The sequence below is a fragment of the Parabacteroides faecalis genome, assembly GCF_022809355.1.
In the GTDB taxonomy this organism is placed as follows: Bacteria; Bacteroidota; Bacteroidia; order Bacteroidales; family Tannerellaceae; genus Parabacteroides; species Parabacteroides faecalis.
In genome coordinates this window covers 66,302-79,053 of the sequence record NZ_JAKZMM010000012.1, presented here as the reverse complement: position 1 = coordinate 79,053, position 12,752 = coordinate 66,302, and the positions used below count along the sequence as shown (strand labels likewise).

At 38.3% G+C, this 12,752-nt stretch carries 14 protein-coding genes; 1 reads left to right on the top strand and 13 read right to left on the bottom strand.

The window, feature by feature from the left end:
- Nucleotides 1-65: 65 nt before the first annotated feature.
- The 5 genes from MUN53_RS06595 to MUN53_RS06575 form a co-directional block, all read right to left on the bottom strand.
- Nucleotides 66-977 carry a dihydroorotate dehydrogenase gene (locus MUN53_RS06595; RefSeq protein ID WP_243324106.1) on the bottom strand — a complete coding sequence of 304 codons (912 nt, stop codon included), beginning with the start codon at nucleotides 975-977 and terminating at the stop codon, nucleotides 66-68.
- Nucleotides 965-1,747 carry a dihydroorotate dehydrogenase electron transfer subunit gene (locus MUN53_RS06590; protein WP_243324103.1) on the bottom strand — a complete coding sequence of 261 codons (783 nt, stop codon included), beginning with the start codon at nucleotides 1,745-1,747 and terminating at the stop codon, nucleotides 965-967. Before MUN53_RS06590 ends, MUN53_RS06595 begins: the two co-directional genes overlap by 13 nt.
- A gap of 80 nt (nucleotides 1,748-1,827) precedes the next feature.
- Nucleotides 1,828-2,307, bottom strand: coding sequence for a helix-turn-helix transcriptional regulator (locus MUN53_RS06585; RefSeq protein WP_243324099.1), 480 nt, complete (start codon nucleotides 2,305-2,307; stop codon nucleotides 1,828-1,830).
- A gap of 802 nt (nucleotides 2,308-3,109) precedes the next feature.
- The gene (gene holA, locus MUN53_RS06580; RefSeq protein ID WP_243324097.1) at nucleotides 3,110-4,132 is read right to left on the bottom strand and encodes a DNA polymerase III subunit delta; all 1,023 of its coding nucleotides are present in this window, start codon (nucleotides 4,130-4,132) and stop codon (nucleotides 3,110-3,112) included.
- A 6-nt stretch (nucleotides 4,133-4,138) separates the two neighbouring features.
- Nucleotides 4,139-4,915 (bottom strand): AMP nucleosidase, encoded by a 777-nt coding sequence (locus tag MUN53_RS06575; RefSeq protein ID WP_022455655.1) that lies wholly within the window; start codon nucleotides 4,913-4,915, stop codon nucleotides 4,139-4,141.
- A 148-nt stretch (nucleotides 4,916-5,063) separates the two neighbouring features.
- Here MUN53_RS06575 and MUN53_RS06570 point away from each other — a divergent pair, with 148 nt between their 5' ends.
- Nucleotides 5,064-5,519, top strand: coding sequence for a type I restriction enzyme HsdR N-terminal domain-containing protein (locus tag MUN53_RS06570; protein WP_022455656.1), 456 nt, complete (start codon nucleotides 5,064-5,066; stop codon nucleotides 5,517-5,519).
- A 220-nt stretch (nucleotides 5,520-5,739) separates the two neighbouring features.
- Here MUN53_RS06570 and MUN53_RS06565 read toward each other — a convergent pair whose 3' ends face one another.
- The 8 genes from MUN53_RS06565 to MUN53_RS06530 form a co-directional block, all read right to left on the bottom strand.
- On the bottom strand, nucleotides 5,740-5,943 hold the full coding sequence (locus MUN53_RS06565; protein WP_243324095.1) for a hypothetical protein: 204 nt from the start codon (nucleotides 5,941-5,943) through the stop codon (nucleotides 5,740-5,742).
- Between the two features lie 189 nt (nucleotides 5,944-6,132).
- The gene (gene nqrF / locus MUN53_RS06560) at nucleotides 6,133-7,419 is read right to left on the bottom strand and encodes an NADH:ubiquinone reductase (Na(+)-transporting) subunit F (protein WP_394803047.1); all 1,287 of its coding nucleotides are present in this window, start codon (nucleotides 7,417-7,419) and stop codon (nucleotides 6,133-6,135) included.
- Between the two features lie 29 nt (nucleotides 7,420-7,448).
- Nucleotides 7,449-8,066 carry an NADH:ubiquinone reductase (Na(+)-transporting) subunit E gene (gene nqrE / locus MUN53_RS06555; RefSeq protein WP_243324092.1) on the bottom strand — a complete coding sequence of 206 codons (618 nt, stop codon included), beginning with the start codon at nucleotides 8,064-8,066 and terminating at the stop codon, nucleotides 7,449-7,451.
- Nucleotides 8,067-8,093: 27 nt separating this feature from the next.
- Nucleotides 8,094-8,723, bottom strand: a complete 630-nt coding sequence (locus tag MUN53_RS06550) for an NADH:ubiquinone reductase (Na(+)-transporting) subunit D (protein ID WP_243324091.1) — start codon at nucleotides 8,721-8,723, stop codon at nucleotides 8,094-8,096.
- 7 nt (nucleotides 8,724-8,730) lie between these two features.
- Nucleotides 8,731-9,528 carry an NADH:ubiquinone reductase (Na(+)-transporting) subunit C gene (gene nqrC, locus MUN53_RS06545; protein ID WP_243324090.1) on the bottom strand — a complete coding sequence of 266 codons (798 nt, stop codon included), beginning with the start codon at nucleotides 9,526-9,528 and terminating at the stop codon, nucleotides 8,731-8,733.
- Nucleotides 9,529-9,538: 10 nt separating this feature from the next.
- On the bottom strand, nucleotides 9,539-10,747 hold the full coding sequence (locus tag MUN53_RS06540; RefSeq protein WP_243324089.1) for an NADH:ubiquinone reductase (Na(+)-transporting) subunit B: 1,209 nt from the start codon (nucleotides 10,745-10,747) through the stop codon (nucleotides 9,539-9,541).
- 21 nt (nucleotides 10,748-10,768) lie between these two features.
- Nucleotides 10,769-12,115, bottom strand: a complete 1,347-nt coding sequence (locus MUN53_RS06535) for a Na(+)-translocating NADH-quinone reductase subunit A (protein WP_243324087.1) — start codon at nucleotides 12,113-12,115, stop codon at nucleotides 10,769-10,771.
- A 114-nt stretch (nucleotides 12,116-12,229) separates the two neighbouring features.
- Nucleotides 12,230-12,721 carry a PaaI family thioesterase gene (locus MUN53_RS06530; protein WP_243324085.1) on the bottom strand — a complete coding sequence of 164 codons (492 nt, stop codon included), beginning with the start codon at nucleotides 12,719-12,721 and terminating at the stop codon, nucleotides 12,230-12,232.
- Nucleotides 12,722-12,752 lie beyond the last annotated feature (31 nt).

The window sequence follows — 12,752 nt, the reverse complement described above, 5'->3', positions numbered from 1 at the left end:
AGAGTTTGAAGTATTTCGTAAAGAGTTACATTCGCACTAGCAGCTCTTTCTTGAAGAGTTAAATTTTAGACTTCTAATGCTCCAATAATTTCTTTTACGGAACGGAAACCATGGCGATCACAATAGTCATTAATTCCATCTATTACTTTAATAGAGACTGTCGGATCTACAAAGTTATAGGTACCGATTTGAATGGCTGTTGCTCCAGCTAACATAAATTCTACCGCATCCTTCCAATTGGAAATACCACCCAAACCTATGATCGGAATGTTCAAAACTTTAGCAGTCTGCCATACCATTCGCAGGGCAACGGGCTTCACACAAGGACCCGAAAGCCCACCAGTTATTGTAGATAAAACGGGTTTTCGTTTCTCTGCATTGATAGCCATACCCATCATCGTATTGATCATAGAAACAGCATCTGCACCTTCTGCTTCCACAGCCCGGGCGATCTCTGTTATATCCGTTACATTCGGAGAAAGTTTTACAATAAGGGTCTTCGGATAAACTTTGCGAACTGCACGGACGACCTCTGCTGCTCCATGAGCTGTCACTCCAAAAGCCATACCTCCCTGCTTGACATTCGGACAAGAAATATTCAGCTCAATCGCTGGAATCCGATCCAGTTCAGCTATTTTTTCGGCACATTCTACGTAAGTTTCAACCGAAGAACCGCTCACATTCACAATCATATTCGTATCAATATCCTTGATTTCGGGATAGATGTGATCGGCAAAATATTGTGCACCTTTATTCTGTAGTCCGACAGCATTAAGCATTCCCGACGGGGTTTCTGCCATTCTCGGATACAGATTACCCTCACGAGGTTGTATAGTTGTTCCTTTTACAAAAATACCTCCTAAACGGGAAATATCAATAAAATCAGCATATTCAATGCCATATCCAAACGTTCCCGATGCAGTCATTACCGGATTCTTCAACTGCAAATTTCCAATATTTACACTTAGTTCAGCCATGATAATTTCTCGATATTAAAAACAGGTCCTTCTGTACATACACACACATGGTGTTCATCTTTAGTCTTCTCTACACAACAAAGACAAGCACCAATACCACAAGCCATTGTGTTCTCTAAAGAGACTTCACAAGCAATAGATTCCCCTGCTGCATATTTAGCAACTGCCATCATCATAGGCTTAGGTCCACAGGTATAAATCTGGTCAAAATGAACGGATTTCAATATAGAATGATTAGTGACATAGCCTTTTTCACCCATCGAACCATCTTCGGTTGTGACATATACCTGTCCATATTGCTCAAACAAGTCCAGCTGAAGCAAATCATTCTTAGAACGGGCACCCAACAAGAATGTGGGTTCATATCCCATCTCTTTCAGACGAGCTCCCAAATATAACATCGGGGCTGTACCGACACCACCACCTATTAAAAGTAACTTCTTCGATTCTCCAGGATTAGGCATAGAAAATCCATTTCCCAATGGCAGTACAATGTTAATTAAATCACCGGTTTTTGCTTCAGCTAATTTACGAGTTCCATCACCCACCAACTGAATCAGTAGCCATAATTCATTCGTCTGTTTATCAACAAAATTAACTGAAATCGGACGTCTAAGAAAAGTTGTAGCAGAATTAGGCACACGCACTTGGACGAACTGACCAGGATTCATATCTGGCAATGGAAGATCTGCAGTAAGCTTTAGCAGACAATAATTATGATGAAGCCGACAATTGTCCGTCACCTTCATATCAAGCATACATTTCTTCATATATAAATGATTACAAAGTTTTCATGCAAAGATACGAAAGAAACCCATATAATTACAGGATTCACCTATGTGAAGAATAATTATTCAGACTCCTGTTTTTCCGGAACAAACGTATCGTATGTATTGTCCGAATAAAAAACCATGATTTTACTCACTGTTTTGGAAGACTTTTCTACCGAAACAGCCCATGCTTTTTCTGAATTTTCTAATTCTTTTCGAGATTCTTGAAAAGGAAGCTCCTGATGACCCTCTGGTACTACTTGTATCTGAGGGGGATTTTTAGCGATATTATCTGCAGGCTCCATAGCAGGAGTATTATCGCGAAGCATTTCGCCTTTTCCTAACAATAACCAATCCGGATTAATTTGCGGATAACGATGTAAAATCTTCGTCATCACATCCAGACTAGGATTATTCCTTCCTGAAATTATATGTGACATAGCCGCACGCTGAATTCCTATCGCACTTGCAAACTGTGCTTGCCCCATACGTTCGCATTCCATGATTTTTATAATCCGCTCTTTCATATTTGTAGCTTCAGATTCTATATTATCTGCCATTTTGACCTATTTTTTAATTCAAAACGTACTATTTTTTATATGATACAAAGATAAACAATTCTTGTAAACAAACAAATATATATTTATAAATTTATACATATACATTTCTATCATAAATAATACAATTGTATTCAGTATCACTTGTATCCATTTATATACAGATTAAAGTGATTATATAGGAATATTAGATAATAATTTGGTATATAGAGTATTATATTACATAAAACAGCTATAAATATAGAATTGTATCCATAGAATTACACTATCATCCCCATATATTTTATGTATTACTCTAGCTATATTTTGTATAATACTGGATTCTTATTTATTACTTCATACAAATAAGACTCCTACTTCTCTCCTACTTTTCTTTTGTAAACATATAGTATTGTAAACAAAAATATTATTTTATACACGACATATTCAGTGAATAAATATATTATTGTATACTTATTTTGCTCTTTATCTATATTATACATTTGTATATCGTTCCAATTTTGTGTATTATTGTAGAATAACTCTTCCTTTAAAGAAATACACAACTGACAAAATGACATTGCTTATTCAATAATGATTATGTAAAAGATAAATCTTCGAAGCAGAATATTCTTAACCCCTGAATTTGGACGATATTTCCGACCAATAGTAGAGTTTATTTCAAATATTCAAATTTTGAAGGGGATAAAATCGGGATAACAAGTAGAAAATCAAAAGAAAAGGACTATTTTTCTGTTCGTTTGAAATTGAAGAAAACAGAAAAATAGTCCTTATCTGTAAAATAATCTGATCAGAGAATTCTCTTTTAGTGTAAAATTTTGTAGAGAAGAAATTTCATGATTTCACCATCGCTAGCCGATGAATTTGCAACACCTTTTGATTGTGCGTCGGCCGATCTTATGTCAGCAATAATATTGAAAACTTTCATGGCCGAATAATTCTTCAGCCCGAAAGTGTAATCTTTCAGTTGAAAATTGGCTCGTAATCCCAATGCCGTCATCAGCCCGCTTTCCGATCTATCTTTGGTATAATAGCAAATCAGCAGATTTGAGAAATAGTTAAATAATACAGCAAGGGTCACTTGTATCGGATTGTTTTTAGGATTGTCACTGAAGTATTGAATAATCCGATTAGCCTTTAATACATCTTTCGTTGAAACAGCACGCAGAAGCTCGAAGTTATTGTATTCTTTGCTGATTCCTACATGTTGTTCTACTAATTCTGGGGTGGCGCGATTTAAGCCTTTTTCCGCCAAAATAATTCCCAGCTTATCTAATTCCTTATCCAATCGATTTAAATCGTTTCCAAGGCAATCAGAAAGCATTTGGGAGGCTTTTGGATCAATTGCAATAGATCGTGCCTGAAGAATACTTGTGATAAAGGCAGGCATTTTATATTCCGGAATTTTCTTTGACTCAAATAAAAGTCCGTTACTCTCTACTGCCGAAGCCAGCGCTTTCCGTCTGTCGAGTGTTTTATATTTATAATTAATCACCAAGACTGTAGATGCCAAAGGCTTCTTTACATAAGTTGCCAGTAATTCTATGTCGCGCATCTGCTGAGCCTCACGGACAACGATCAACTGGTATTCCGACATCATCGGGAATCTTCGTGCAGCATTAATGACTGAGACTGCATCCGTCTCAGCACCATAAAGCAATAGCTGATTGAAATCCTTTTCCGACTCATCCAGCACAGTAGCCATCAACAAATCCGTCAGCTTGTCTATGAAAAATGGTTCTTCACCCATGAGGACATAAACAGGACTGAAGCGTCTGCTTTTTATAGCACGGCATATTTCATCAAACGTATATTCTTTTTTTGCCATACAAGTTTACCAGCTGAAAAGGATGTGTTGAATAGTTTTCTTCTCGTCGATAATCTGCTTCAAAGACTCCATGCCTAAATGAACATGTTCTTCTACAAAGAGGCGGGTTACTTCTTTATCACTTTCTTCTGTCTTAATTCCATTTTCCTCCATAGGCTTATCTGATATCATAAGTAAAGCACCTGTCGGAATTTTGTTTGCAAAACCGGCTGTCAACAGTGTTGCAGTTTCCATATCAATCCCTGTTGCATGCGTTTTTTTCAAGTAATCTTTAAACTCCGAATCATACTCCCATACCCTTCGATTTGTCGTATAAACCGTACCAGTCCAATAATCCCGACCGTGATCTCGAATGGCTGAAGAAATGGCACGTAACATGGAAAATGCAGGAAGAGAAGGAACTTCGGGCGGCAAATATTCATTGGATGTACCTTCTCCGCGAATAGCAGCAATCGGAAGCAAATAGTCTCCTAAATTATTTACTTTTTTCAAGCCTCCACATTTTCCCAAGAACAAAACAGCATCTGGCTTTATGGCCGAAAGCAAGTCCATAATCGTTGCAGCATTCGAACTTCCCATTCCAAAATTTATGATTGTTATCCCATCTGCGGCCGCATTAGGCATAGAACCTTTTAATCCTAAAATAGGAACATGATAATATTCGGCAAAGATCTCTACATACTTGGTAAAATTGGTCAGCAAGATATGTTTTGTAAAATCTTCCAGTTTTCTCTCCGTATAACGGGGTAACCAATTTTCCACAATTTCCTGTTTCGTCTTCATATCAGCTTTCTCCTTTTAGATTCATGCACTTTCTCTTTTTCACAAAAACAAATGTACAATAAAAATAGAAATCTGATCAATCAAACAGTCAGTAAATATGGTTCATTCCGATTTATTCTTTACATTTGTGTGTATTTAACGGATTTATATGGACAAATTAGCATTACCCGAATTTCAGGTTCGCCTCTCAGAAAAAGACGGGAAAACATTTATTTTTGACAAGGTACGGAAAAAGCATGTAGCACTAACACCCGAAGAATGGGTACGGCAGCACTTCGTGAATTATTTAATAACAGCAAAGCATTACCCCATTGAAACAATCTCAAACGAAGTTGCGATTAAGCTCCATAACACATCCAAGCGTTGTGACACGGTTATTTTTAATACAATGCTCGAGCCATTTATCATCGCAGAATACAAAGCTCCACACATCGAAATAACAGAAGAAGTCTTTCAACAAATTCTCCGTTATAATATGTCACTGCATGCCCGGTATTTGATCGTCAGCAACGGACTAAAACATATCTGTTGTCAAATTGATTATACTCAACAAACATACAAATTTCTTAAAGAAATCCCGACATACGAAGAAGCTATAAAATAAATCAATTTGAATCATTATTTTTCCAACAAAACAAAACTCTCGAGAATTCAATCCGATTCTCGTATGAATCAAAATGGATTCTCGAGAGAATCAAATAAGAAATCTTATATATCAGAAAAAGCAGATCATGAGGATACAAAAAAAGCCAGACATCCAATCAGAGACATCTGGCTTTAAATAAAAAATTTCTTTTATCACCACCCACTAATAAGGCTTATTGTCACTCCACACTCATTGCTCTTTCTTTATTAGAGGAAGCAAGAAAGCTAATCGAATCAGTCGGGTATTGTCCTAAAGCCTCTTTATCAAGATTCATAGAACTATCCAATCCAAACTGATAATCACGTTCTCTTTTTTCATCTTGATCGAAGAATAAAGAGTAAATCAGAATTATTGCAAAAAAAGATAATATCAATGGTTTCATAAGCTATTCTATTTATAATTCTTTATTAGCTTAGATGTAATATAAACGTAAAATGCTGCACGATTATTGTACTTTTATTCAAAAAACGGTTAAATTTAGAGAGTAGCCTATGTCATAAGATAAAAAAGGATGTGGTCTTTGATGATCACATCCTCTTTTAATAAGTTCTGAATCTGTTTACTTATCTGATTAACCACCAAAGTTATCAAAATGCAACATCTCCATCGGAACACCCAGACTGTCAAGCATATTTTCTACAGCTTTTGACATCGGGCCAGGACCACACATGTAGTATTCAATATCTTCAGGAGCTTCATGATCTTTCAGATATGTATTGTAAATTACCTGATGAACGAAACCGGCTGTGTACTTAACGCCAGCTGCATCAGCGGCAGGATCCGGACGGTCAAGCGCCAAGTGGAAAGTAAAGTTCGGGAATTCCTTTTCCAGATCCAAGAAATCCTGCAAATAGAAGACTTCATTCAAAGCACGAGCTCCGTAGAAGTAAGACATCTTACGGTCTGTTGTTTTCAAAGTCTTCATCATATGCATGATCTGAGCACGCAACGGAGCCATACCAGCACCACCACCAATCCACATCATCTCACGCTTAGAATCAAAGATAGGATGGAAATCACCATAAGGACCACTCATCGTAACCTTATCACCCGGCTTCAGCGTAAAGATATAAGAAGAAGCTATACCTGGCATTACATCCTGGAAACCTACCTGAGGTTTCGGTTTGAAAGGAGGTGTTGCAATACGAACCGTCAACATGATACGGTCTCCTTCTGCAGGATAGTTAGCCATAGAATAAGCACGGATTGTAGGTTCATCATTTTTACATTTCAAACCAAACAAGCCGAACTTCTGCCAAGCTGGCAAATATTCATCTCCAATTAAGCTCTTATCAATATCTTTGTCATAGTCCATTGAGTATGCCGGAATCTTAATCTGAGCATAAGATCCAGGAATAAAGTCCATATGCTCGCCCTTAGGCAACTGAACAATAAACTCTTTGATAAAAGTAGCTACATTCTTATTAGAAATAACTTCGCATTCCCATTCCTTAACACCTAATACTTCTTCAGGAACTTTTACCTGCATATCTTCCTTTACCTTACACTGGCAAGCCAAGCGCCAATGTTCTTTCTGCTGTTTGCGAGAGAAAAAGCCTTTTTCAGTAGGCAGAATTTCACCGCCACCTTCAAGTACTTGTGCACGGCACTGGCCACATTTACCACCACCACCACAGGCTGAAGACAGAAAGACACCGCCACTCTGCAAAGCTCCTAACAGAGTTCCTCCAATAGGTGTTTCAATTTCTTTTTCTCCATTTACCTTCAGCTTAACATTTCCTGAAGGAACCAATTTTGCTTTAGCGTACAACAAAGCACCTACCAGTATCATTGTAACAATAAGGAAAACAACTGCACTGGCAATGATTGTAAGTCCGCCCGACATTAATAAAATCATATCTTAATTTATCTTTAATGCGTTAATACTTAAATCTTCAAACCTGAGAAGCACATAAATGCCATACCCATCAAACCAGTAATGATAAAGGTAATACCTAAACCTTTCAATGGTTTTGGAACATCTGAATAAGCAAGTTTCTCGCGAATGGCAGCCATACCCACAATAGCAAGCATCCATCCAATACCTGAACCTAAACCATAGATTGTTGCAACACCCACATTCGGGAATGCCTTTTGCTGCATAAACAAAGAGCCTCCTAAAATAGCACAGTTTACAGCGATCAACGGCAAGAAGATACCCAGAGAAGAATAAAGAGCCGGAGCAAATTTTTCAACGACCATTTCAACCAACTGAGTAAAAGATGCAATAATTGCGATAAAGAGGATGAATGCCAAGAAGCTCAAATTTACATCAGCAAACTGAGGCCCTAACCAAGACAAAGCTCCTTCCTTCAGTACATAATTCTCAAGCATATAATTGATCGGCAGTGTACATACCAACACGAATGTAACTGCGATACCTAATCCCATGGCAGTCTTTACGTTCTTTGATACAGCCAAGAATGAACACATACCCAGATAGTATGCGAAAATCATGTTGTCAACAAAGATCGAGCGGACAAACGTACTTAATAATTCTTCCATTCTTTTCTTAATTTATAATGGTTATCATTAGTTTTCCTGGAGTTCCTTGTTACGAGAACGATGAACCCAAATTATCACAGCTATAACAATCAATGCCATCGGAGGCAAGATCATCAATCCGTTATTGACATAACCGAAATCATAGAATGCCTGCGGAATAACCTGCAATCCGAAAAGTGTTCCTGAACCCAGTAATTCGCGGAAGAAACCTACAATAACAAGAATAACGGCATATCCCAAACCATTACCAATACCATCCAAGAATGATTCCCAAGGTCCATTACCCAATGCGAAGGCTTCCAAACGTCCCATCAAGATACAGTTAGTAATGATCAAACCAACAAATACAGACAATTGCTTATTTACATCATAAGCAAAAGCTTTCAATACTTCACTGGCAATTGTTACCAAAGCAGCAACAACGACTAACTGAACAATAATACGAATCCGGTTCGGGATTGTATTTCTCAACAATGAAATGATTACGTTGGCAAAAGCAACTACTGCAGTAACAGAAATACCCATTACCAATGCAGGTTCTAACTTTGAAGTTACACCTAAAGCAGAACAAATACCCAACATCTGAATAATAACCGGGTTATTTATGCTTAACGGGCCAACTAAAACTTCTTTATTCTTTTTAGATAATAATCCCATTTTCTTCTTACTCTTTTGAAGTTAAAAATTTCTCATAGCCTTTCAGACTATCGAAAAGCATTTTGCTTACGCCTTGGCTGGTAATTGTACCACCTGAAATTCCATCAACGTAATCTTGTCCTTCGGCAGTCTTTCCATGTTTAACGACAGCAATTGATTTGAATGTACTATCTTTAAATATCTGTTTTCCGGCAAACTGACCGCTAAATGCTGGTTTAGTAATTTCAGCACCCAAACCCGGAGTTTCACCTTGGTGGCTGAAGTCCGCACCGTAAACAGTATTCTTGTCGTCATTTACTGAAAGGTATCCCCACAGAGGTCCCCACAATCCTGCACCGTGTAATGCCATAATATACTTTGTCTGGCCATCCACATTGGCAACAAATACAGGGTAAGCATCAGCAACTTCACCAACAAAAGCATCACCCTCTACCTTTTCACCATTAGCATTTACCAAGAAAGCCTCTTTGATCAATTCATTATATTTTGCTTCAGCTTCATTGGCTTTAACAGAGACATTAATTGAACGTAATATCTGCTGGCGCTTGTCATTATCTTCATTTTTCTTTTGATAAGAACGTAATGACTGAGAAGTAAAGGCCAAAACAACTGCTACCAATACAACCATTACGGCAGCATAAACTATTGTATATACATTACTGTCTCTATCCAAACCTTTCTTTGCATTATCCTTTACTTCTTCAAATTCGGAAGCAGGAGCCTGACAAACAGGACATGTAGCCGGAGCCTTATCTCCTTCGTGGACATAGCCACACACTTTACATCTGAATTTCTTTGTAGCCATATTCCTTTTCTTATTTATTCAATTTAACACGGTTAATACGACGGTTAATGTTTGCTTCAACTACATAGTAGTCGATCAGCGGAGCAAATACGTTCATCAACAGAATTGCCAACATCATACCTTCAGGATAACCAGGGTTCAATACGCGAATGATTATTGCCATCGCACCAACCAATAAACCATAAATATATTTACCAGTTTCAGTACGAGCAGAAGTTACCGGGTCTGTTGCCATGAATACTGCACCAAATGCAAATCCTCCAAGGAACAAGTGATCAACCGGAGATACAGTCATTACAACAGTTGTTCCGATCATGTTGAAGATTGCTGTCATAGCAGCACCACCTACAAATACAGAGAACATTGTTTTCCAGCTGGCAATACCTGTTACTAACAAAATAACCGCACCAATCAAAATAGCGATTACTGAAGTTTCACCTATTGATCCCGGTATCAATCCAACGAAGTAATCCCATGTTGAAATCTGATTTCCCAACACATCGACTACATGGAAATTACCGATCATTTCTTTTCCTGCGATAGCAATCTGTCCCAGAGGTGTTGCTCCTGAGAAACCATCTACTACCTGTCCGGCTCCAAGTCCGAAAGTATCAGATGTACGAACGAATACTTGATCACCAGACATAGCTGCCGGATATGCAAAGAACAAGAAAGCACGAGTTACCAATGCTACATTAAATACATTGTAACCGGTACCACCAAATACTTCTTTCGCAAAAATCACAGCAAAAGCTGTAGCGACTGCAATCATCCACAGCGGAGTATCAACCGGAACAATCATCGGGATCAAAATACCTGATACCAGGAATCCTTCCTGAATTTCTTCCTTCTTCCACTGGGCTACCATAAATTCAATACCCAAACCTACTACATAAGAAACGATAATCTTAGGCAGGACAGCCAGGAAACCAAAAATAAATGTCATCCAGAAACCCGGATCTGAACCAACAGCCAGGTTATGCTGATAACCTACGTTATACATACCAAAAAGCAAAGCAGGCAACAAAGCAATGATCACAACGGTCATTGTACGCTTTGAATCGATGCTGTCGTGAATATGCACGCCTGTCTTGGACGTCGTATTCGGAACGAACAAAAATGTTTCGAATCCATCAAATACAGAACGGAACATCGCCAGCTTTCCGCCTTCCTCGAAGTTAGGCTTAATCTTGTCGAGATAATTCCTTAACGCTTTCAATGTTTTATGATTTTAATGTTATTAATTCATTTCTTTATACAGCAAGTTCAAGCCGTTTCTAACGATCTGCTGCAATTCAATCTTGGATGTGTCAACGAACTCACACAATGCAAAATCTTCCGGAGCCACTTCATAAATACCCAAATTCTCCATCTTATCGATATCGAATGTGATGATTGCTTTCAGCAAATATTCCGGCATGATATCCATCGGGAATACTTTATCGTATTCGTTTGACATGATCATGGCACGCTTACCACCCTTAATACGGGCATCGATTACATATTCTTTGCCTTTACCAACCAACCATGTAAAGTATGAGTGACTTGTACTATATTTACCAAAACCAGGAGTTCCCCAACCTAAGAATTCATGTACATCATCACCTTCCGGGATAACAGTAACCTGGCAATCATAAGCGCCTAAATAGCTGTCCATAGAAACTTTTGTTCCTGTCAGCACATTACCGCTGATCAGACGAAGATGTTCACCAGCCTTTACTTTATCACCCAAAATACTTTCAATCGTACAACCGGCGATAACCTTTACATAACCCTGCTGAGTTGTTTCAGAACCTGTAACAGCTACCAGACGAGTGAAATCAGCAACGCCCTTGTTGAAAAGACGTCCCATTAAAATAACGTCTGTTGCATTAACGGTCCATACTACTTCTCCTTTGTTAACCGGCTTGATGTGGTTAATCTGTACGCCAACATTTCCTGCAGGATGCGGACCTTCAAATTCAACTGTTTCAACGCCTGTTACTTTTACGACAGAACCTTTCTTTACTCCCACATAAACTTTACCGTTTGTCAATTTTGACAATGCAGTAAGACCTGCCTGTAAATCTGCTTCCTGTCCTTTTACCAAGAAGTCAAAGTTAGGGGCTAAGGGTGCAGAATTGAATGCAGTAACGAAGATATCCCGTGGAGAATCACTCGGAGAAGCAACGATATCGTACGGACGTTGTTTGATAAACGGCCACATACCTGCGTTCAAAAGTGTTTCTTTCACCTCCTCTGCTTTCAGAGATGCCACATTCTTCTTGCCGAAATCCTCGTACTCAATCTGAGCGTCTGGTGTTACCACAATGCTTAACACTTTACGCTTCTCACCACGGTTTACGGCAGCTACTTCACCACTCACTGGTGAAACGAACTTGATTTCGGGGCGGTTCTTATCAACCATTAATGCAGAACCAGCTTTGACCTTATCGCCCGGGCGAACCAATACTTTCGGAAGAATGCCAGTGTAATAATCCGGAACGATTGCATAAGATGCACTCTTTCCAGCATTTAGCATTGTTTCCGAAGCCTTGCCCTTCAGATTAATGTCTAAACCCTTTTTAATCGTAATCACATTTGCCATGATATAACTAAAATTGTTTAATGTAATTTTCTGCAAAAGTAACCATTTTTTCAGGTTTTTCAGCAGTTATTTCCAAATTATTACTGAAAAAATTCTGTATTAAAAATAGATTTCTCAAGATGAATGATTTATTTCTGTTTCTTCTACCTCACAGGAGGTAAAAAACATTTCTTGTTGAGATTTTTCTTTGGAGAATGTGAAATAAGTACAGACAGCTTCCGTACATATTTCCTTGGCCGAATTATAGATAGTAGCCTTTACGAGTATAATATTACGTTTCTGCTCTTGAATGGATGCTCTTATTTCTAGAAATGTATCATTGGTTGAGATAGACTTACGATAACGTGTTTCCATTTTAGATGTCACTCCGGTTGTCTGTAATTTACGGACAATCACCCAAGCACATATTTCATCCAATAAAACGGCTTGGATTCCTCCATGCAAAGTATCTAACCAACCTTGATATTCCGGCTTCGGTTTCCAAAAACTGACGATTTCATCACCGTCTTCATAAAATTCCATTTTTACTCCCATCGGATTTTCAGGAGAACATCCGAAGCAATAGTAGCCTTTCAAACCTTTCCAGGGGTTGATTATTTTCTTCATAAGCACTCGTTTTTGGCATCAACTGAAATTC